Annotated in this window: 25 protein-coding genes and 2 pseudogenes; 13 read left to right on the top strand and 14 right to left on the bottom strand. The window is 57.8% G+C overall.

The window, feature by feature from the left end; genetic code table 11:
• Window positions 1-298: 298 nt before the first annotated feature.
• From NBT82_RS07195 to NBT82_RS07180, 4 genes are all read left to right on the top strand, one after another.
• Window positions 299-937 carry an IS6 family transposase gene (locus NBT82_RS07195; protein WP_251330869.1) on the top strand — a complete coding sequence of 213 codons (639 nt, stop codon included), beginning with the start codon at window positions 299-301 and terminating at the stop codon, window positions 935-937.
• A 193-nt stretch (window positions 938-1,130) separates the two neighbouring features.
• Complete coding sequence (locus NBT82_RS07190; RefSeq protein ID WP_251330868.1) at window positions 1,131-1,520, top strand: DUF2237 family protein; 390 nt, start codon at window positions 1,131-1,133, stop codon at window positions 1,518-1,520.
• A 191-nt stretch (window positions 1,521-1,711) separates the two neighbouring features.
• Window positions 1,712-3,061: an MmgE/PrpD family protein gene (locus NBT82_RS07185; RefSeq protein ID WP_251330867.1), complete on the top strand. Its 1,350-nt coding sequence runs from the start codon at window positions 1,712-1,714 to the stop codon at window positions 3,059-3,061.
• Between the two features lie 84 nt (window positions 3,062-3,145).
• Window positions 3,146-3,979, top strand: a complete 834-nt coding sequence (locus tag NBT82_RS07180) for a phosphosulfolactate synthase (protein WP_251330866.1) — start codon at window positions 3,146-3,148, stop codon at window positions 3,977-3,979.
• Between the two features lie 250 nt (window positions 3,980-4,229).
• Here NBT82_RS07180 and NBT82_RS07175 read toward each other — a convergent pair whose 3' ends face one another.
• The 3 genes from NBT82_RS07175 to NBT82_RS07170 are packed head-to-tail and all read right to left on the bottom strand — an operon-like array spanning window position 4,230 to window position 5,568.
• The gene (locus tag NBT82_RS07175) at window positions 4,230-4,373 is read right to left on the bottom strand and encodes a rubrerythrin-like domain-containing protein (protein ID WP_251330865.1); all 144 of its coding nucleotides are present in this window, start codon (window positions 4,371-4,373) and stop codon (window positions 4,230-4,232) included.
• 56 nt (window positions 4,374-4,429) lie between these two features.
• Window positions 4,430-4,579, bottom strand: a complete 150-nt coding sequence (locus NBT82_RS20410) for a DUF8106 domain-containing protein (RefSeq protein ID WP_486617152.1) — start codon at window positions 4,577-4,579, stop codon at window positions 4,430-4,432.
• Window positions 4,576-5,568: a transcription initiation factor IIB gene (locus NBT82_RS07170; RefSeq protein WP_251330864.1), complete on the bottom strand. Its 993-nt coding sequence runs from the start codon at window positions 5,566-5,568 to the stop codon at window positions 4,576-4,578. Before NBT82_RS07170 ends, NBT82_RS20410 begins: the two co-directional genes overlap by 4 nt.
• Window positions 5,569-5,897: 329 nt before the next feature.
• Between NBT82_RS07170 and sufB the strand changes: the two genes are divergently transcribed.
• The 4 genes and pseudogenes from sufB (at window position 5,898) to NBT82_RS20270 (ending at window position 8,719) form a co-directional block, all read left to right on the top strand.
• Window positions 5,898-7,328 carry a Fe-S cluster assembly protein SufB gene (gene sufB, locus NBT82_RS07165; RefSeq protein ID WP_251330863.1) on the top strand — a complete coding sequence of 477 codons (1,431 nt, stop codon included), beginning with the start codon at window positions 5,898-5,900 and terminating at the stop codon, window positions 7,326-7,328.
• A 46-nt stretch (window positions 7,329-7,374) separates the two neighbouring features.
• The gene (locus NBT82_RS07160; RefSeq protein WP_251330862.1) at window positions 7,375-7,713 is read left to right on the top strand and encodes a 4Fe-4S dicluster domain-containing protein; all 339 of its coding nucleotides are present in this window, start codon (window positions 7,375-7,377) and stop codon (window positions 7,711-7,713) included.
• A 555-nt stretch (window positions 7,714-8,268) separates the two neighbouring features.
• Window positions 8,269-8,397 (top strand): annotated as a pseudogene (locus NBT82_RS07155) (2-oxoacid:ferredoxin oxidoreductase subunit beta); the annotation flags it as partial.
• A gap of 172 nt (window positions 8,398-8,569) precedes the next feature.
• Window positions 8,570-8,719, top strand: coding sequence for a DUF7563 family protein (locus tag NBT82_RS20270; RefSeq protein WP_420191838.1), 150 nt, complete (start codon window positions 8,570-8,572; stop codon window positions 8,717-8,719).
• A 107-nt stretch (window positions 8,720-8,826) separates the two neighbouring features.
• Here the strand turns inward: NBT82_RS20270 and NBT82_RS07150 are convergent, their stop codons facing one another.
• Complete coding sequence (locus NBT82_RS07150; protein WP_345780681.1) at window positions 8,827-9,147, bottom strand: DUF5783 family protein; 321 nt, start codon at window positions 9,145-9,147, stop codon at window positions 8,827-8,829.
• 181 nt (window positions 9,148-9,328) lie between these two features.
• On the opposite strand from NBT82_RS07150, the gene NBT82_RS07145 reads away from it, so the two are divergent.
• Window positions 9,329-9,694, top strand: a complete 366-nt coding sequence (locus NBT82_RS07145) for a NifU family protein (protein ID WP_251330860.1) — start codon at window positions 9,329-9,331, stop codon at window positions 9,692-9,694.
• A gap of 204 nt (window positions 9,695-9,898) precedes the next feature.
• Here NBT82_RS07145 and NBT82_RS07140 read toward each other — a convergent pair whose 3' ends face one another.
• The 3 genes from NBT82_RS07140 to NBT82_RS07130 all read right to left on the bottom strand — a co-directional run bounded on the left by NBT82_RS07140 (window position 9,899) and on the right by NBT82_RS07130 (window position 11,439).
• On the bottom strand, window positions 9,899-10,159 hold the full coding sequence (locus tag NBT82_RS07140) for a DUF7861 family protein (protein WP_251330859.1): 261 nt from the start codon (window positions 10,157-10,159) through the stop codon (window positions 9,899-9,901).
• A gap of 10 nt (window positions 10,160-10,169) precedes the next feature.
• Window positions 10,170-11,123: an SDR family NAD(P)-dependent oxidoreductase gene (locus tag NBT82_RS07135; protein WP_251330858.1), complete on the bottom strand. Its 954-nt coding sequence runs from the start codon at window positions 11,121-11,123 to the stop codon at window positions 10,170-10,172.
• Window positions 11,124-11,202: 79 nt separating this feature from the next.
• Window positions 11,203-11,439, bottom strand: coding sequence for a hypothetical protein (locus NBT82_RS07130; protein WP_251330857.1), 237 nt, complete (start codon window positions 11,437-11,439; stop codon window positions 11,203-11,205).
• Between the two features lie 173 nt (window positions 11,440-11,612).
• On the opposite strand from NBT82_RS07130, the gene NBT82_RS07125 reads away from it, so the two are divergent.
• A complete protein-coding gene (locus NBT82_RS07125; RefSeq protein ID WP_251330856.1) occupies window positions 11,613-11,939 on the top strand; it encodes a hypothetical protein in 327 nt (108 codons plus the stop codon).
• A gap of 104 nt (window positions 11,940-12,043) precedes the next feature.
• Here the strand turns inward: NBT82_RS07125 and NBT82_RS07120 are convergent, their stop codons facing one another.
• On the bottom strand, window positions 12,044-12,370 hold the full coding sequence (locus NBT82_RS07120; RefSeq protein ID WP_251331368.1) for a universal stress protein: 327 nt from the start codon (window positions 12,368-12,370) through the stop codon (window positions 12,044-12,046).
• Between the two features lie 280 nt (window positions 12,371-12,650).
• Window positions 12,651-13,125: pseudogene (locus NBT82_RS07115) on the bottom strand (ISH3 family transposase); the annotation flags it as partial.
• 281 nt (window positions 13,126-13,406) lie between these two features.
• Here NBT82_RS07115 and NBT82_RS07110 point away from each other — a divergent pair.
• Window positions 13,407-13,805: an iron-sulfur cluster assembly scaffold protein gene (locus NBT82_RS07110; protein ID WP_251330855.1), complete on the top strand. Its 399-nt coding sequence runs from the start codon at window positions 13,407-13,409 to the stop codon at window positions 13,803-13,805.
• A gap of 30 nt (window positions 13,806-13,835) precedes the next feature.
• Here the strand turns inward: NBT82_RS07110 and NBT82_RS07105 are convergent, their stop codons facing one another.
• Window positions 13,836-15,089: a saccharopine dehydrogenase family protein gene (locus tag NBT82_RS07105; RefSeq protein ID WP_251330854.1), complete on the bottom strand. Its 1,254-nt coding sequence runs from the start codon at window positions 15,087-15,089 to the stop codon at window positions 13,836-13,838.
• A 265-nt stretch (window positions 15,090-15,354) separates the two neighbouring features.
• Between NBT82_RS07105 and NBT82_RS07100 the strand changes: the two genes are divergently transcribed.
• On the top strand, window positions 15,355-15,864 hold the full coding sequence (locus NBT82_RS07100; RefSeq protein ID WP_251330853.1) for an IS630 family transposase: 510 nt from the start codon (window positions 15,355-15,357) through the stop codon (window positions 15,862-15,864).
• Window positions 15,861-16,424 (top strand): transposase, encoded by a 564-nt coding sequence (locus NBT82_RS07095; protein WP_251331268.1) that lies wholly within the window; start codon window positions 15,861-15,863, stop codon window positions 16,422-16,424. The genes NBT82_RS07100 and NBT82_RS07095 overlap by 4 nt, the downstream gene beginning before the upstream one ends.
• Before the next feature lie 50 nt (window positions 16,425-16,474).
• On the opposite strand, the gene NBT82_RS07090 is transcribed toward NBT82_RS07095, so the two are convergent.
• From NBT82_RS07090 to NBT82_RS07075, 4 genes are all read right to left on the bottom strand, one after another.
• The gene (locus NBT82_RS07090; RefSeq protein WP_251330852.1) at window positions 16,475-17,434 is read right to left on the bottom strand and encodes a DUF5694 domain-containing protein; all 960 of its coding nucleotides are present in this window, start codon (window positions 17,432-17,434) and stop codon (window positions 16,475-16,477) included.
• Between the two features lie 147 nt (window positions 17,435-17,581).
• Complete coding sequence (locus tag NBT82_RS20405; protein WP_251330851.1) at window positions 17,582-17,782, bottom strand: DUF8141 family membrane protein; 201 nt, start codon at window positions 17,780-17,782, stop codon at window positions 17,582-17,584.
• 321 nt (window positions 17,783-18,103) lie between these two features.
• The gene (locus NBT82_RS07080; protein ID WP_251330850.1) at window positions 18,104-18,973 is read right to left on the bottom strand and encodes a universal stress protein; all 870 of its coding nucleotides are present in this window, start codon (window positions 18,971-18,973) and stop codon (window positions 18,104-18,106) included.
• A gap of 63 nt (window positions 18,974-19,036) precedes the next feature.
• On the bottom strand, window positions 19,037-19,915 hold the full coding sequence (locus tag NBT82_RS07075; RefSeq protein ID WP_251330849.1) for a universal stress protein: 879 nt from the start codon (window positions 19,913-19,915) through the stop codon (window positions 19,037-19,039).
• Between the last annotated feature and the right edge of the window lies 1 nt (window position 19,916).

Raw genomic sequence — 19,916 nt, 5'->3', positions numbered from 1 at the left:
TATATTACGTTCGTACGGTTTGTCGTGTTCGTCACGGACGGTGGCATATTTTCTCTTTCCTGAAACTCAGCTTGGCAAATTGAATATCTCACATTGAAGTATCCGAAAATGGTACACAGAGCGGCCTTCTCATAGGATTGCAAGAGTCTATCGCACGCTGGCTCCCTCTGCAAGAGCCACGATCTACGCGAAGCCCAGTCCAGTGAAGACCGATTCACTGGTCCACCGATTTTTGTGATCCACCACAGTCGTGTCAAGTTAAGCGTGAAGAGTGAGGCGTGCTGATTTCTGAGTGTCTATGCCCGAAATCACACGCCTCAGCGACGGTAGCGACTGGATCGAATTAGATTTTGTGGAGCGTCAGCGGACACCCGAGTTCGCGATGCGGCTCGGTATTCAGATGCACGTGGCTGGACTATCACTTTCGAATACCATCTCGATTCTTGAGAGGTTGGGTGTCGAACGCTCTCGAACGGCCGTCCACAACTGGGTGCAGAAGGCCGATCTACAGCCCGAAGGCGGTGCGAGCCCGAATCACGTTGCGCTTGACGAAACCGTGATTCGAATCAACGATCAGCAATACTGGCTGTACGCCGCCATCGATCCTGAAACAAACACATTCCTTCACATACGACTTTTTAGCACGTATACGACTGGTTTAACCGAAATCTTCCTGAGCGAATTACGCGAGAAACACGACGTCGAAACCGCCGTGTTTCTCGTCGACAATGCTCAATGGCTTCAAACTGCCCTCGATCGACACGGCCTCGATTGCAGATACGAACGCCATGGCAATCGGAATGCCGTCGAACGTCTATTTCGTGAGATAAAACGACGAACCTCTTCGTTTTCAAATACGTTTAGCCACGTGGAGCCGACGACAGCAGAATCGTGGCTCCAAGCCCTCGCTGTCTGGTGGGATCGATGCCAAAGTTAACGCGACCTCCACCACAAGACTACCTCTCGTGTGTATTTCTACGAAATGAATGTAAATCACTCAACGTGCAAACCTGAGCCCGTCACTTAGCTTTGCACGCCTAAGTATGACACGAGGCAGATGGGGTAGGAGGAGCGTCACAGGAACGATCCCGGACGGGGAGGCTTTTGGCCATGGATCACGCTCTATCGGTATGCCCGAACGAAACGTCGTCGGCGAGGAACTTGCCACCTGTAGCACTGATCCGAGGACTGGCTTCGATCGCGATGGCTGCTGTGGAACCCATCCCAACGATCGAGGCAGACACGAGCTCTGTGCGGTCATGACCGACGAATTTCTGTCGTTCAGCAAAGCGCAGGGCAACGACCTTGTGACGCCGCGTCCGGAGTTAGAGTTTCCCGGGCTTTCCCCTGGCGATCGCTGGTGTCTCTGTCTCGGACGGTGGATCGAAGCGCTTGAAGCCACGCGAGCCGAAGGCCTCCCGGAGACGACCGTCCCACCCGTTGTTCTCGAAGCGACCAACGAGGCAGTGCTGGATTCCGTGGATCTGGAGACGCTCGAAAGCCACGCCTACGACGCGTGAGCAGCCGACGGGCGTGATATCGCGCGATCATGCACGACGGCGTCGGCGGCTCCCGCTTCGGTTTTCATCCTCCGTAGCGTGATGACCGTTGTATGACACAGGGAGGGGTAAGAGCTACTGATGCCGACTACGGACGTCCGTTAACAAGGACGGCCAAGCGATTTCCGTTTGGGATTCGTACTCACACGTCCATGACAACTACCGAAGAACTCGCCGCGTTCGTCGACGCCGTCTCCCACGAGGACTTCTCGGAGAACACACGCGAAGAGCTAAAGAAACGCACACTGGATTCCCTCGGAATCGGCATCGCCGCGCTGGGTCATGAACCGGTCGAAGACGTCTACGACATCTGCCGCCGGGCGAATCCAGGCACCAGCTGTACGTTATGGGGGCGCAGCGAGTCAGCTTCGCCGGTCGGTGCCGCGATGCATAACACTGCTCTCACCCGGTACCTCGACTTCATGGACTCGTTTCTGGCGCCTGGAGAGACGCCCCACCCCAGCGACAACATCGGTGCCATCGTCGCCGCTGGAGAGGAGGCCGGCGCCACAGGGGAGGAACTGCTGGAAGGCATCGGCGTGGCCTACGAGGTCCAAGGGGAACTCGCTTGGAATGCGCCGGTCCGGGATGAAGGATTCGACCACGTGACCCACACCGTCATCTCGGCCGCCTGCGGCGTCGCGAAGATGCTGAACCTCGACGTTGAGGCGACGAGGAACGCCATTGGCATCGCGGGTACCGCCCACAACGCTCTCCGGGTCACCCGAACCGGCGGTATCAACGAGTGGAAAGGCATCGCGTCTGCAAACGCCGCACGCAATGCGACGTACGCCTGCCTACTCGCGCAGGAGGGCATGGAAGGGCCGAAGAACCTCTTCGAGGGCCAGAAGGGCTGGAAGCAGGTCATCAGCGGCGATTTCACGGTCGATCTCGACCCCGCTTGCTCGCGGGTCCACGACGTAATGACCAAGCGATACGTCGCCGAGACCTACGCGCAGTCGGCCGTCGAGGGCATCATCGAACTCGCCGAGGCCGAGGACATCGACCACGGGCGGGTCGACTCTATCCACCTGGACACGTTCGGGGGCGCGGCTCTCATTATCGGCGGTGGCGAGGGCGACCGATACGCAGTCGAGACGAAGGCCCAAGCCGACCACTCGCTGCCCTACATGCTCGCGGCCGCGCTCATCGACCGGGAGATGGGCAACGAGCAGTACGAGGCTGAGCGCATCCGGGCCGACGATGTCCAGCGGCTGCTACGGACGGTCGAAGTCGAGGAGGACAGCACGTTCACCGAACAGTTCGAGGGCGGCGAGATGCCTGCGCGCATCGAGATCACGATGACCGACGGCACCACGCACGTCGTCGAAAAGAATGCCTTCCAGGGCCATCCCACGCAGCCGATGGACTGGGACCAGGTCGAGGCGAAGTTCCATGCTACGGCGAGCCAGTTCGACGAGCGCCGTCGCACGGAGGTCGTCGAAACGGTGCGAGATCTCGAATCGACCGACCTCGACGACCTCGTAGGATTGCTGGCATAGGTCCTGGCCATACGTGGCAACGGCAGTCCGCTTCCCTTCTGACGCTGTCTCTAAGTGCCAAGCGGACGAATGTCCGTATGAACGATGGTTGAGCGCACCTTCGAGTTCCTGCACCACAACGAGAGGGAGGAGAAGCCACGCGAGAGGGGCATCACGGAGATTCGGGGGCCCTACTACGATCCGATGGGCCCTCGGGAGCTACGGGATATCCTAGAGACGATGGGCCAGTACGTCGACATCTACAAGTTCTCCGGCGGGTCGTTCGCGCTGATGCCCGAGGACGCCGTCACAGACCTCATCGACATCTGCCACGAACACGACGTGAAGGTCTCCACTGGAGGGTACATCGAGAACGTCCTCGTGCGGGACAACGACAAGATCCACGAGTACTTTGAGGAAGCCGAGCGCCTTGGGTTCGACGTCGTCGAGATCTCCAGTGGATTCCTCGCAATGGGTAGCGACGACATCGTCCGCCTGACCGAGGTGGCAGATGAGGAGTACGATATCGAACCGAAACCCGAAATCAATGTCCAGTTCGGCGCGGGCGGTGCCTCTGATCCCGAGGAACTGGAGCGTCAAGGCCAGCAGGACCCCGAACAGGCAATCGAGGAGGGGCGAAAGCACCTCGACGCAGGCGCGGACTTGCTGATGGTCGAGGCTGAAGGGATTACCGAAGAGGTCGAAGAGTGGCGCACCGACGTCGCCTACCGGATCGCCAACGAACTCGGCACGGAGAATCTGGTGTTCGAGGCTCCAGGACCGGAGATGTTCGAGTGGTACATCAAGAACTTCGGCCCCGAGGTGAACCTGTTCGTCGACAACAGCCAGATCGTCGAGCTGGAGTGTATGCGCTCGGGCCTGTGGGGCAAGGCGACGACGTGGGGGCGCACTGTCACTTGGAAAGATAAACGCGAGTAACGAGCACGACGTTTGACCGCACTCGTCCGGACGGGACTCGCACTGAGACTCACATACCGTCTGCAATTAGTGGTCAGCGATCAGTAATTCTTGTTCGGAGTGTTTGCTGCATACACTCTCTGGGTCTTGTTTAGATGCCTGATTTCATCGGATAAAGCCCTTGATCCCGGTGGGTTCCACTTGATCGGCGGAGTCACGAGCGTTCGTTTGAGTCAACTGGCTATGATGTACTGTTCAGAATAATGAACGATTAGTCATGCGGGACAGCTGTGTTTCGCATTGGGCCACCACAATCGGGACACTTGTTTCCCTGCCCCGCGTTTTTAACACCGGTTCCACACTCTCGGCACACATACACCGTTCCTTCAGAGTGATCCGGATCGGTTTCTCTCATTATCTACCAGTAGAGGCTCAAGACTGTTAAGATACAGGCTGCACCCTCACAGTACTTTAGCTAACGGCGAATAGTCGAGCTCCACAGTCTGGGCATTCGAGCCGGTACTGGCCACCATCAGAAGGAACGTTCCAATCGCCTTCAATGGGGGTTTCGTGCCCACATGACGAACAGAAGAGGACTGCTTTCCGCTTAGATCTATTCACCCACTTGACACCTCGTCTGCCGCTTCAAGAATTTCCGTGTACCGGTTCCGAATCGTGACCTTGCTCACGTTAGCGATTTCGGCCAGATCGTCCTGGATGACGTCTTGATTTGTGAGTTTGGCAGCTGCATATAGCGCTGATGCTGCAATCCCGACTGGGTTTCGCCCACTGTGAACACCCGCTTCGACTGCAGCTTGAGTCAGTTCCCGACTTCGACGTTCCGTTTCATCGGGACACTCCAGCTGGGAAGCGAACCGGGCAATGTATGCTTCGGGATCCGTCGGGGCCATTTCGAGCTCCAGTTCATCTGCCAGATAGCGATAGGTGCGCTCGATCTCGATTTTATCGACACGACTCACGGCAGTAACTTCATCGAGTGTCCGGGGCGCATTCTCCAGACGTGACCCGGCGTAGAGGGCTGCTGTTGCCATTCCCTCGATCGACCGGCCCCGGAGCATGTCCTTTTCCAGTGCCTGCCGATACAACACACTCGTCGTTTCCCTGATCGGATCGGGACATCCAAGCGCGGAGGCCATCCGGTTGATCTCCCCCAGCGCCTGCTTTAGATTCCGTTCCCGATTGTTTTTCGTCCGAAACCGCTCGTCCCATTTCCGAAGACGTCGCATTTTCTTTCGCTGACGAGACGAGAGCGACCGTCCATACGCGTCTTCGTCTCGCCAGTCGATAACCGTCGACAGGCCGCCATCGTGTAATTGCTGGGTTTGGGGGGCTCCGACCCGCGACTTGTCATTCTTTTCGCGCGAATCGAACGCACGCCATTCAGGTCCGCGGTCAATCTGATCTGATTCGAGTACGCGACCACAGTCTTGACAGTGGGTTTCGGCTTGTGCCTCGTCGTGGACGATGCGTCCACTGCACTCCGGACACGTTTTGGCCGACAGGTCATTCTGCTCTTCTTCGGCCGTCTCACCGTGTTCCTCGGGAGAGCCCTGTTCGCGAACCCTTGGCGTAGTAAATGACCCAGTCACGTTCAGCTCCCCCCGATAACAGAGCGGGAGCGTCGCTGCCGGCGGGACAAGCGGATATCCCAAGCCCGGCAACTCCGGAAAGTAGCAGACGAACTGGGTATACCGGCTCTGAGCAGAGGTCGGCTATCAGACTGCTTCCTGGACTGACGAGCGGTGAATAATGATACCATATGCCGCTTTTGAGCCTGTGCGATAGTAAGTTTTTATATAGCAAAAATCGATTACCAATTTGAATACTCAGAATCAGAGATTGAGAGATTATTCGTACAGATGGCTATCAAAGATAGTTATGAATCAAACTTATGGGCCCAGAGTCTCAACGTAAGTTCATGAGTTCAGAACAAGACCATCTTCAGGACACCGATACCGAAGCTCGCTTCGAGTTCAAGAAGGAGGAGAAGTCGGCCTTCGAGGCTGAGAAAGGGCTCACCGAGGAGACCATCCGCCTGATCTCGGAAGACAAAGACGAGCCCGAGTGGATGCTCCAGCGCCGGCTGCGAGCGTTGAAGCAGTTCCAGGAGATGCCGATGCCAACCGACTGGCCCGGTCAGCCTGACCTGAGCGAGGTCGACATCGACGAAATCGTCCCCTACATTCGCCCGGACATCGAGACGCGCGGCGGCGCCGAGAACTGGGAAGACCTTCCCGAGGAGATTCAGGACACCTTCGACAAACTGGGCATTCCCGAGGCGGAGAAGAACGCCCTCTCGGGCGTCGGCGCCCAGTACGAGTCCGAGATCGTCTACCAGAACATGCAAGAGCGCTGGGAGGACAAGGGCGTCATCTTCTGTGACATGGACAAGGCCGTCCAAGAGCATGAAGACATCGTCAAGGAGTACTTCATGACCAAGGCCGTCCCGCCCAGCGACAACAAGTTCGCGGCGCTACACGGTGCGATCTGGTCGGGCGGCTCGTTCGTCTACGTCCCCGAGGACACGAACGTCGACATGCCCGTGCAGGCGTACTTCCGGATGAACTCCGAGGGGATGGGTCAGTTCGAGCACACCCTCATCGTCGCCGAGGAGAACTCCGAAGTTCACTACATCGAGGGCTGTTCCGCGCCGAAGTACTCGGCGTTCAATCTGCACAGCGGTGGCGTCGAAGTGTTCGTCAAGGAGAACGCCCACGTCCAGTACTCGACGGTCCAAAACTGGTCGAAGAACACCTACAACCTCAACACCAAACGCGCCCTCGCCGAAAAGGACGCCACAATGGAGTGGGTGTCGGGGTCGATGGGCTCGAAAGCCACGATGCTGTACCCGTCGACCATCCTCAAGGGCCCCGGCGCGACGGACAACCACATCACCATCGCCATGGCTGGCGAAGGACAGAACATCGACACCGGCGCGAAGGTCTACCACAACGCGCCTGACACGAAGTCGACTATCGAGTCCAAGTCCATCTCGAAAGACGGCGGCCGCACCAACTACCGCGGGCTGGTCCACATGGCCGACGGCGCCGAGAACTCCTCGACCAGCGTGGAGTGTGACGCCCTGATGTTCGACAACGAGTCGACATCGGACACGATGCCGTACATGGAGATCCAGGAGAACAAGGTCGACGTCGCCCACGAGGCGACGGTCGGGAAGATCGGCGACGAGGACGTCTTCTACCTCGAATCACGTGGGCTGGACGACGACGACGCCAAGCAGATGATTGTCGCTGGCTTCATCGAACCGCTCACGGAGGAACTGCCCATCGAGTACGCGGTCGAAATGAACCGGCTCATCGAACTCGAGATGGAGGGATCGCTCGGGTAGTGACCAGGTCGGCTGAACGCTACACAACGTACGAGAGGATATCTCGATGGCTATCGATCCGAATTTCGAGAACTCCCACGAGGAAGTTGACCGGCACGAGGACCACCGGGTATGGACGACAGATGGCGAGGAACCAAGGGAGGACGAACAGGGCATCCACGGAACCCACGTCGCAGTGGATTTCGACATCTGTATCGCGGACGGGGCCTGTCTGGAGGACTGCCCCGTCGACGTGTTCGAGTGGACCGATACCCCTGGCCACCCCGAGTCCGAAATCAAGGCCGATCCCACCTACGAGGACCAGTGCATCGACTGTATGCTCTGTGTCGATGTCTGCCCTGTCGACGCCATCGACGTTGACCCGGGGCGAGCGGGGAGGCTCTGAACTCGGGGGGGATGAGCGCTGACGATGATTCTGACATTACAGTGTTACCGGTGTGGAACCGACTACGAGTACGTTGGCACCTCGCCACATCCCGGCCAGTGCCAGGCGTGTGGCTCGCCGTGTGTTCCCCCTGCAGGAAGTCTCAGCGTCCTCAACAGCGCTCACTGGGAGAGCGCAAACGGCCTCTCGAAAGTCTGGGTGTATGCGCTCGACGAACGAGATCGCCCGTTCGAATTCGAGGTCGCCGCACAGGGCAATCGTGGAAAGTTAGTGGCACTGAGAGTCGACGGTATATCAGTTGCTCCACAAGTAGACGAGACACTCGAAACGCTTCCCCCGGCAGTGGAAACCGAACTCGCTGAGGCAGGAATCGAACGAGTAGATCCCAATACACCCAAACAATCGAAGTGATGACAAGCAGTCATTTGAGCGACTGGTGACCCGGAATGAGAAATAATGCGACAGAGACTCCAGCTGTCAGTATCGAGTGGCGGAGAGGATAGCAACACGATCTCAGATGTCAGATTCACATACTTCAAATCCGACAAGGAGTAGCAGGGCATCATTTACCGAGACGAGAACTCCACCCCCTGGGAACAGCGCGAAGGACTCACCGAGAACATGGCCGACATCCCCGACGGCGCCCCGGACGACGCGATTGACCTCGTCCGGGAGTTCTACTGAGCGATGACAGATACGGACATGTCGGTTCACCGTTCACCCGCTGTCCCAACCGGTGTCGTGTCGAACTATCGTGGGTACGCAGACGCTCTGATCAGCATTGCGGGTGTTCTGAATCACGTAGACGACGACACTCCCAGGTCCAGCATTGGACGCCTTCCGTATTGATAACACCATGCCAGAATGCAGCACCTGCGGAGAGCACGTTTCGGATCGGTTCAGACGAGTGTTTGGCGATGAGACAGGCGTAGTGTATGCGTGTCCTGCTTGTTCAGCGAATGCTGCCATCGGAGAAGCCACACGTGAGCGGAGCGACCAGATATAACGCAACTCAGTAGCGCAGAGGGCGAGAGCGCAACGATATCACTACCGCTGTATTCGTGGCGACTATTTTTTGATCCACCCTCCAGATCAAGGGATCCCACCCCGCGCTTACTCTTCAAATCCGAAGATCTGGCGCAATTCATCTTCGATCCGGTCGACAAACTCCGTGAGAAGGGAATCAAAGGTCTCCTCGTCGCCGGGCAAGGTCTGTTTCCGCTCTTCAATATCGTCAGGTAAGGTGATGCGGAATTGTCCATCGCCCTCGTAGACCGGTTCACTCTCGTTGAGCACTTGTCGGTCGATGGCGCGAAGAACCTCTGAGTCGGCCTGTCCGTGGAGTTGCTGGTACGCATTCGAGTATGCCGTCTCCAGTTCTTCGAAGTAATGGACGTATTTGTCTTCGAATTTCTCCGGGTCGAATTCGGTCATCACTGGATCGACGGGCGGAAAAATAAAAGATTCAGTGCCCGGACCTGGCAGGGATTACACCTCCTCCCCCGGCCACTCGAGAGTCGGGGCACCCAATTATACCGCTGCTGATGTCACTTTGGAATAACTCAAAAAATCATGTTAATTCAGAGTTATACGGCCAGAGTCGAAACAGAGGGGTATGAGTTCCGAAGCGAAAAGTGAGGAGGACCTGCGCGAGGAAATCGTGACTTTCCTACAGAAGAACTTCCCACAAATCGAAATGCACGGGGGATCGGCAGCGATCCAGAACCTTGACCGGGAAAGCGGCGAGGTGTCCATCCAGCTGGGGGGTGCGTGCAGCGGGTGCGGTATCTCTCCGATGACGATCCAGGCCATCAAGAAACGGATGGTGAACGAGATTGCCGAAATAGAGACCGTTCACGCTAATACCGGCGGTGGTGGCGGGGGTGGCCACGGCGGCAAGAGCCCGTCATTCCCTGGAGAAACAACCGACACCGGGGAAAGCGGCGGAGAAGACGATGGAGCCCCGGCCGCGCCCTTCTAGAGGTTCTTTTTCAGGATATCAACACCCGTGCTCAAATCCGAGGGGCGGGTCAACAGCCTAGTCAATGATTGGTTGAAGATACGCTGTATATGATAGCGAACGCGATTCACCGTATCAGGGATTGCGTCGTCAGATTGTAACCTGCGTCAACAACAGAGACGGTCGGAAAGGCTTGGATGTGATCGCGAGAAACGCATCCCAGGTCTATGACTGGGACGTGTGACCGCCGTGTTTCCGGTACCAGACACGCTCGCCGACGGGTGACTCCTCCTCGTCGATATCCAGCCGACTCACGAACAGGTCGCGAACGGCGAGCGTGACGACGAGGTCTATCGTCTTGCCCTCCTCGGGGGTGACCGTGACGACACAGTGGCCGTCTCGCTCTGCGACCGACGCGATCGTCCCGACCGACCACCGATCACGGTGGTGAGCGGGCTCCCGTGCGTGAATACGGTCGTGACTCATGCTGGGGGAGTCAGACGTCACCCGGGGTCGTCCCATCGCCGGCCGCGACGGGCTGTCGGTCGCGTTCCGCCAGTGGCTCGTCGATGCCGAGTAGCGTTGCACTCTCCGACCAGAGCCGCCGGGAAGCCTCGCTATCCCGGGCGGCCTCGGAGGGGGTGCGCGGCTTCTGGTTCGTGAAGTACCGCCCGGATACCTCCGCAGCGCGTGGCGAGACGGCGACGAACAGGATTTCTGCGGCCCCGTCGACGACAGACGTCACCCCGGGGACCGCTTCAAGTCGCTGGAACAGGCCTGGGAGCGGTCCAGGGAGGAACCGACTGAACCCACTCCCCGGAATCGCGCCCGGATGGATACTGTTGGAGGTGACCCTGCGATCGGTTGCGTCGAGTCTTCTGGCGAGTTCCGTGGCGAAGAGGATGTTCGCGAGTTTCGAGTGGCTGTATGTTTTGAATCCGGTGTATCGATCGGCGCCCCGGACCCGGTCCAGATCCAGCGAGACCCCCTTGTGAGCGTCGGAGGCAGTCGTGACGATCCGGGCGCCCTCGCGGAGGTGATCAAGCAGGTCAGCCGTCAGCAGGTATGGTGACAGGTGGTTGATGTGGAAGGTGTACTCGACGCCAGCGTCGGTCAGCCCCCCGTTCCGGAACAGCCCGCCGGCGTTGTTGACGAGGAGGTCGATCCCCTCGGTCTCTTCGCGCACAGCGCTCGCGAGATCTTGGACCGCCTCAAGATTCGCGAAGTCTGCCTGGACAAACGTCGCGTCGGCGCCAGTCCGGGAGAGTTCCTCGACCACTTCCGCGCCGGCCTGTGGGTCCCGGCCGTGGACGACGACGTCCGCGCCGAGTCGGCCGAGCGACAGCGCGGCGGCGCGACCGATTCCGCTCGTCGATCCCGTGACCAGGGCCTGGAGTCCGGTACAGTCGACGTCGGACACGCCCGCCAGGGTTTCTGGGAGTTCACTCATTACGTGTTACAGGAGGTCGACAGCCAAAACACCATCACCTCGGCCCGAAGCACTGTGGGTCGCCAGAGGCACCTCGCCCTCAGTTCCCGGTGTCTTGTAACATCTGTTTCATCTGGTCCAGCTTGAGGTAGACGGCGAGACCAAGTATCGTCGCCGGCCACAGCCCGACGAACTGCCCTCGCTGTTTTTCACCACGGACGTAGTAGTAGTACAGAGCGAGCGCAACGGAGCCCATTGCTGCCATCGCCCCGGGGCCGAGGCCGCTCTCGTCCAGTTCTCGTGCTACTCCTGTCGGTTCGTCAGTTGATTCACTCATAGGTGAGCTAGCACTCGGAAGTGGATTAATGGTCGGTATTTTGATATCCGGGCGGTTTTTGATTACATGGGTAACTCTTCCTAGCGGTGGTCGAGAGGGACGCCCGCTCGGCACGACGAAGCCGTCCCCGTGTGAGAACAAACGCGTAAGGCCATAACACCACAACGGGGTGCATGCGAACGACAGTCACCGAACACGCCGGTCTCCTGCTCGCCCGAATCGAAGACGACGAGTTCGTGTTCGAGGTGAACTTCGAGACGATCGAACCCACTGACGTGACACTCCGCTTCCGTCGCGACGGCGAGAAAGTCGGCAGCATCTACAACGATGATGGGACCGAGAAGACGATGGCACGGCTGACGACGGCCCGGGAAGGGGACGACTTCATCGGCGTTCGCGTGCCGAAGGAGTTCGTCTCGGAGGTCCTGACAGCAGCCGTCGAGACGGGGCGCGTCACCGACGAGTCGGCCGCCGAGGGCTACCGGCTGCGCGTCCTCTGATCGCGAGTCTCGTAGGAACTAAGAGTGTCTCCTCGTGAAATCGAGCCTCCGTAGCCGGTCAGGGAGCGTCCAGTTCCCGGCCGGTTACAATACTCCAAGTGGCGTCAGCGCTGGACCGCCAGGACGGGTGTATCGCCGGCCTGGATGACTTGCTCGGTGACACTGCCGAAGATGACTCGCCCGGCGCCACCCCGGGCGCGGGTGCTCATGACCGCGAGGTCGGCCCCGATCTCTGTCGCGTACTCCGTGATGACCCGGGTGGGGCTTCCGAACTCGACGGCGACGGTCGCGTCCACGCCCTCGGGGGCGTGCTCCTTGACGAGCTGTTCGGCTGTTGCCGCCCGCTCGCGCTTCCGGCGGTCGAGTTTCTCTTCGTCGCGCCCGGCGGTTCCGAGCCCGCTGGAGAGTTCGACGACTGAGAGGACGTGTATCGTGGCGTCGTACCGTTCGGCATGGCTGAACGCGTGCGGCGTCGGTCGTCGCCTCGCTGCCGTCTGTCGGGAGTAGGATGGTGTCGTACATTAGTGGATTCGTGGATCGGTCGGCCCGGGTATCATTCTTCGATCATTCCTTGGAACGCTACTGCTGGCGGGCAATGAGCACTGCATCAGCAATCACGTCGTGGCCGATCGGGACGAGTTGCAACACCCCGCCCAGCACGAAGATGTTGGCAATCACGAACCCCGTCAGCGGTCCCAGACTCGCAGCCAGCACCCCCAGTGTCACCGGCTTCTCGTTGGAGACGACATAGGTTGTACAGTAGCGGTGGCAAGTCGTCGTACCGTCTTTGGGAACCATCGAGCAGAGTTCGCCTTCCTCGGCGTAGTGATCGCCGTGATGGGGTATGTCGATGAAGTCGATAGAGACGATTCTCGACCGGCGGGTCGAGAATCGTCATGGTGAGGCGTCCAAGCAGAAGGTTGGCAAAGACTTCGAGCCAGTCACGGTCAAGAGTGTGAAGATACGTGAGAGTCGTGTCGTCACAGGGTGTTCCGTCGGTGTCTTTGCACGTTTCCCAGATTGAGGTCTGGTTAACACAGGCCAAGATGACGACGAGCCAGATGTCGCCGGGGGCGAGGGGGCCCTCCTTGACCTCCGGCAAGGGGAGCGGAGCAATGACTTCTTCCGCTACGTCTTTGACGTCCGAGGCCGAAAGGTACCCGTCTGGATCGGGGATCTTGAACACATCCAGATCCAGACACTTTCCCGTGATCACATCGGCGATTCAATTCAGTTGATTACGCCGGTTGGGAAGTACCGATATCTGGGCTTGTTGGCTCTGAGTCAAAGAGTTGAGGATCATAGATGGTCACTAGTATTACCGCCGTGTTTGCGGAACCAGACACGCTCACGGTCTGGAGACGCACCTTCCTCAAGTTCCAACCGGCGACCGAAGAAATCTCATTAGGCACTCAACCGATAACAATTTCCCGAGCAATCTTGATCTTGTAGATCTTGCAGAGAGACATGGACGACAAACTCGTTCAAGAGATGCTCGGGGATCACTCACGGAATCCACGGAATTACGGTGAACTCCAATCACCTGATATCGAAGCCGAAATGACGAACCCGCAGTGTATCGGCCCAACTCATCCCGATGGCGACCGTGTCTCCCTTCAGGTCGCTCTTAGCGACGAAGGAAACATTGTCGAGGCCGTTCGCTTTACAGGAGATGGATGTACATTATCTCAAGCTGGTGCTTCGTTGTTGTCCGAACAGATGGTTGGTACCGCTGTTTCTGAGATCATCGAGTGGGATAACGAATACATCGAAGAACGTGTTAGAATGGAGTTGACACCCAGCAGGCTCCAGTGTGCAGAATTAGTCCTCACGGCTTTTCGGCAAGCGGTTGAAGACCACGATTAGCTCCCGAGAGTCATCGCCATGATGTGTTGCTCATTGCCACGCACCAGCGGTCACGGTGAAGCCAACATCCCGAAGTCGATCACCGAGTGGATCACCAATCCCCGAAGCGGGCGTCAGAATGCCACCGTCTAGCGGTGATTCCGTCTCACCTCGCAGCAAGCACATCCCAGCCTCTCCGAGCATCCGGGCGGTTGCGCCATAGCCAGGATCCAGTTCGGCTCTGATCTCACTTACGACAGTGAACGGCCCATCGGTCGTTGTCCCTCGGCCGATGACACGAATCAAGAAGTGACCTGATTTAATCTCCGCTTCCGAGGGCCCTGTGCCCGGCTCAGGGAACACGAACCGACGCAATCCACGCCGAAGCAGCCGACTCTTCATCGCAGCGGTTCCGACACCCAAGCCGAGTGCGATCCCGCCAGCTGCTGCGGCACCGCCGATCCCAGAACTGGTTGGGATAACCTCTGTACACCGAAACTCTCGGCCCCACGGATACTCCAAGAGGGCATTGCTCCGTCGGATTACCCGTTCGTTGACGGCTGCCATCGGCGAGGGAGCCGTCCATATCGAGCGGATGGAATCTCGCTGTGGTCGTCGTTGTTCGCCTGTATCGACACCGTAGCGTTCGCCCGGTGGAGCCAACGAGTACGGATTCGATAATGTTTCTCGGGCAATCGGATCAGTTGCGGCGGCTTCGAATAATTCGGCCGCACTGGCTAAGGTGCCGCCACTCACCCCACCCTCTCCATCTTCGAGATAGATACGAACGAACTCACAAGAGTCTCCAAACTCCTCGGTAGCGTACGATTGCAGCAGTTTGACCCCGAGGTCGGATGGGATCGAATCGAACCCACAGCTGTGGACGATTTTCACGTCGGCAGCCACAGCATCGTCGTGATAGCGGTCGATCATCTCTCGAACCCAGTTAATCTCCCCGGTGAGATCACAGTAGTCGGTTCCAGCCTCAATGCAGGCTTCGACGAGTGGTGTCCCGTATGTTGTGTAGGGCCCGACTGTCGTACAGACGACCTTTGTTTGGCCGGCCATCTCACGGAGGCTCGCCGGTTTGGTGGCATCACCCACGACAATGGCGATCTCCTCTCGATCAGACTCATTTGCAAGCCCTTCTGCGAGTCGGCGGAGCTTGGATGCATTTCGACCACCAAGAGCAACAGACAGTTCAGCAGCGGGGTAGTGACTGGTGAGATGTTCGGCGACGAGTTGGCCAGCGAATCCTGTGGCTCCCCAGACCACGATATCGTAGTTGTTTGTTGTAGATGACACGGGTTTCTACTACCAATAGGACGCGAAGAACCTCAACTGTTCGGGCAAGGCTCTGACCGGTGATAGGGAACCATCTCATCCGGTTTCTATCAGGAACTGCTGTGCCAGATGTAGAGATTGTATGTAGCAGTTGGTCGCCGTTCATTTCGCCTCGACAGCAACGAAATAGCCGTGAGATGAACGCGCGAATCCGGTATAGAATTCCATCTCCGACTCTCATAGTGTCTAGGGAAATGTTTTACCTACAGAGACACTGAAGTTGGTAATGGGTCGGCTCGACGACATCACCCTCGAAGAACTCTATGAGCTAAAGGATCAAATCGACGAAGGGAAGCCGCGAGAACGTGTTCTCGCGGCGATCGGGCGCAAGCAGGGCGATCAACTGGATGCACTTGCTGACCGCCACGGTGTTGTCGAGAAGACGATTCGCAACTGGCTCGATCGGTTCGAGGAAGAACCGATCGAGCAGGCACCTTACGATGCTCCTCGGCCGGGAGGGCCAGCAAAAATCGAGGGCGAAGACCGTGAGCAACTGTTTGAACAGTTGCAACAGCCGCCGACCGAACTTGGCTACGACCAGCAAGCGTGGTCAGCGAAACTCTTGCTTCATCACGCCAAAGAGGAATACGGCGTCGAATACCACGAAACCTACGCGTACGACTTATTGAAAGAGGCCGGGCTGTCCCTGCGGACAGCACGGCCTCAACATCACGAAGCCGACCCTGAAGAGAAAGCTGAGTTTCAAGAGACAGTCGAAAAAAACGACCCGAACTGACCGAGAAAACCGTCGTTGTTGTCGATCAATTCACCAAGCACGTTGGAACCGTTCAACGACGTGGCTTCTACCCGATTGGCTCAAATCCGACAATAGAGGTTGCAACGTCGTGGAAGTCGGTGACAGTGCTGGGCGCTGTCACCGACGACGGTGACAGCTTCTTCTGCTGGACCGAAGAGAACCTCACGCGGCACCACGGGATTCGGCTGTTAGAGGCGTTGACAGAGCAGTTCGGTGAAAAGTTAGTGGTGTTTTTGGACCGAGCGGGCTACTTCTGGGCACGGGATCTCTGGGAGCACGTGAGTGGTGAGCGCGAGACCGAAACTGTCGGAGACAGTTCGGTCTCGTGCGTACGCGGGGAGGATCTCGAAGTGTGGTACTTCCCGTCAAAAATCCCCGAACTGAACGCCGTCGAAGGCTGTTGGGACCAGTTGCAGGAGTGGTTCAAGTACCGACTCGTTCCTGATCTCTCGACGCTGAAAGACTACATCTCACGAGGAGTGAACGCAATCAGCGAACCCAGCATTTGGCCGTATCTTACAGGTAAAGATTCGAACTAATCACTATCAGGCAGGATCAGTCAGCAGAGCCAGCAGAGAAGTTGTGCGCGTCAGTCCGTAAGATACGGCAACGGACTGACCGGTGCCATCATCGGTGCGCCGGTTAGCATTTGTCCTAATTGCGGCACGTGTGAGGCGCCATAGACAACTAGCACTCGCTCGTCATCCGCCTCAGGCACGTTCCAGATGTTCGATGCAATACGCAGGTTCCGCTGTGTCCACGCTGTTATGAGTTTTACCATCGTGTAATCTCCCGGTTCGCTGTTCTCGAACGCGATCGCGTAGAAGTTCTGGTCGTTTCCCCAGGCGTACGACCCCACATCAAGTGTATTCAGCCTCTTGTAGTGGTCTACCAGTGAGCCTTCATTGAGACGCTGTTGTTCCTCTTCGATCCGGTCAGCTATATCTGGAAGCGGATATTCGACGGTGTCGGGGTCAACACGCAAGGGTCCCAACGAATCCGGCAACTGCTGTCTTTCTTCATCGGTGAACAGCGCCGCAGGACTTTGGAAGTAGTCCACAGCGGCAACGGAGTCGTGTCCGAGTTTGTCAGCAAGCCGGAACCCGACCTGAACGATTTCGCTGCTTCTGTCCCGCTCCCACCCGGAGACAGCACTCAGTGTGTCGGGATCGTCACGGTATGCTGCGTATGCATCGTCAATGACCGACTGCTGTGAGACCCTCTCCTCAACAGCAATCCGGTCCGGATCCCACTCTGCGAGTCGATCAGTTAGTGTTTCGAGTTCACGCTGGCGCTGCTTCCCGAGAACGTCCCCTGGATCAGTGGCATAGGTGTTGGCCGTGTCCCCAGGAGTCTGTGCCAGATGACTCGTCCCGAGCAGCATCACCTCGCGTTGGCCTTCTTTCGGGTCTGGCCACGGGTCAGTTCCCGCCGCAGCGGGATCTTCAGCGCCAGTTTGCAGTCCGACACACCCAGCAAGTCCAGCTATCGCCGCGGCAGCAGCCGATCCCATCACTGACCGCCTGTCCAGGTGAAGTTCCGATCTCATAGTTGGCTACCCACCAGGCTTCTAGTACCAGCACAGTATAGCTACCAAGTAATAAACAATCTGAACGGTCAAAAGCGAGTTTGAGCGATATACCTCTGTACGTTCAGGAACGAGTTCCAGTTCTGCTGTGAAGAACCTCTGTACTGCTCACCGACTCATTACCGTATAAAGCACGTGAAGCGAAAGTATGAAACTCCCCCCGACTAATCCAGCCAACCCACCGTAGAGAGGTGTGATACCAACCGAAGGGGCGATCGTATACCCAGCAATGAATCCAAGAGGGTCAAAAACCACTGCAAGGATAATAAGCTGAACCGCAAAGTCCTTAGATTGAAACCATCTGAACACAGCCTCAGTCTAAACGAGCATAGAATAATTCTTGTGAAACGGATCCAGACTATCCTCTCATCGTGTTGATCACTCCGCTCTGTTCTACTCTTGAGATAGTTTGCTACAAGATACGCGCGTTGAATCTTGCACAGCTTCAGGAAGATGACCTGAATTTGTTATTTTGATTGCTCGCAAGTCCACGGTTGAAGCTACACTCAACCCGGCTGTGTTCCTCGTTCGCTGGCGCGCACTGCGGTGCTCTGTGAGCACGAGGGCTCACGCCTGAAATCAGCTACGTACGCACAGGGGTCGATAGACACGAGCCATCTCACAGAATCGCTACTCCCCTTGTCCAACCGTGATGACGGGGACTGGTGCAGAGCGGACGGTCTTCTCGGCGACGCTCCCGAGAAGGATTCGATCACTCCCGCGTCTCCCTGTCGTTCCCATCACGACGGCGTGGATACCGTTCGAGTCGATGGTATCGAGTATCACCTCGATCGGGGACCCGTGTTCGACGTGCCGGACACTATTCGAAACGCCGTGTGTCTCTGCCTCCGACACGAGGTCGTCAACGGCGTCGGTCGCTGCCTGTTCACGTTCCCCTCCCGAAATCGTTGAGCGAACGTCCAGACCTAGCGACGTCTCGTCGACGACAGACAGGACGTGAACAGTCGCATCGAGCGCCGCTGCAAGGGAGAGGCCATGCTCGGCAGCATGGGACGCACCAGCACTTCCGTCGGTCGGTATGAGGATGTTCTCGTAGGGGAACACCAATTGTTCGTCTGGCTGCATCCGCGCTGTGAGGACCGGGATCGAAGACAGACGGACGACCTTCTCCGTGACGCTCCCGAGAAGGTATCGTGACACTCCCTCCCGACCGTGGGTTGGCATCACGATCACGTCGTACTCGTATTGCTCGGCGTACTCGACGATTGTCGGCGCTGGATGTCCCTGGACGACGTCGGAATCGTAGTCGACACCGAGTGTGGTCAGTGTCTTTTCTGCTTCCTCAACGATGTCCTCACCTTCTTGGACGAGGGCGTCAACAACCTCGGTTTCGACGACCGTGACACTATCGCGTCTCGTATCCGCGACGAACAGAACGTGGATCGTGGCGTCGGCCCAGTGTGCGATCTCAGCCGCGTGATGTAATGCCTCCGCAGCCCCATCGCTTCCATCGAACGGGAGCAGAATGTCCTCGTACATGTGTACTGTATGTCCCTACGTGCATCCCTCTCAAGTGGTTTGTCACCCACCAGCAGAGGCGTTTCACCCACCACTCGAGTCCGGCTCTCGAACCCACATCACCGGAACTGGCGACGTTCGGACGATTTTCGCACTTACCCCGCCCATCATGTATCGGCTGAAATCAGTCTTACCGTGTGTGCCGAGGATCGCAAAGTCGATATCGTGGGCATCGATGTAGTTCCGGATTTCTTTCGACGGGACACCGAATTCGATTTCACTCTCGACGCTATCGACCGTCGCCGCCTCTGCGGTCTCGATGGCGGCTGCGATGATCTCATCCGCTCGGGTGGTGAGTTCCTCATCTTTCACCAGAGAGCGAGCATCCGGACCGAGGCTTCCAGTCTCGACAACGTGGAGTATGTGAAGCGTGGCACCAGTTGCGTTTGCGAGGGCGACCCCTTCGGATACTGCGAGTTCCGAACCACGGCTGCCGTCCGTCGGAACCAGAAGCTCCTGGCACGGATAGGTGAGCGGTTGGGTCCCGGGGTTGACTGCAATTACGGGGATGTCTGCGGTGTTGATAACGCGCTCTGTAACGCTTCCCAGCAGAAACCGCTGCAATCCACGCCGTCCGTGGGTCGGCATCACGATCAACTCGATGGCTGACTGCGTACTATACTCGACAATCGCCTCGTAAGGGTCACCGTGGAGTACCTCCGAGACCACGTCGATACCGTATTCTGTCGCGCGCTGTGCTGCTTCGTTCACGATCTCAGTTCCGTCCTGCTCCAGAGCGTCACTCACACCCTCTTGTACTCTGGGAGGGCTGTCTTGGCTGGTGTCTACGACATTGAGGACGTGGGTCGTTGCCTCGTGCTCGGAGGCTATCTGGAGGGCGTACTCGAGGACCGATTCTGCTGGCTCGCTCCCATCTGTGGGAAAGAGAATCTGGTCGTACATA

Source organism: Haloplanus sp. HW8-1, from assembly GCF_023703795.1.
Taxonomy (GTDB): domain Archaea; phylum Halobacteriota; class Halobacteria; order Halobacteriales; family Haloferacaceae; genus Haloplanus; species Haloplanus pelagicus.
The sequence above is the reverse complement of the archived record's forward strand: the minus strand, read 5'-3'. Positions and strand labels throughout refer to the sequence as shown.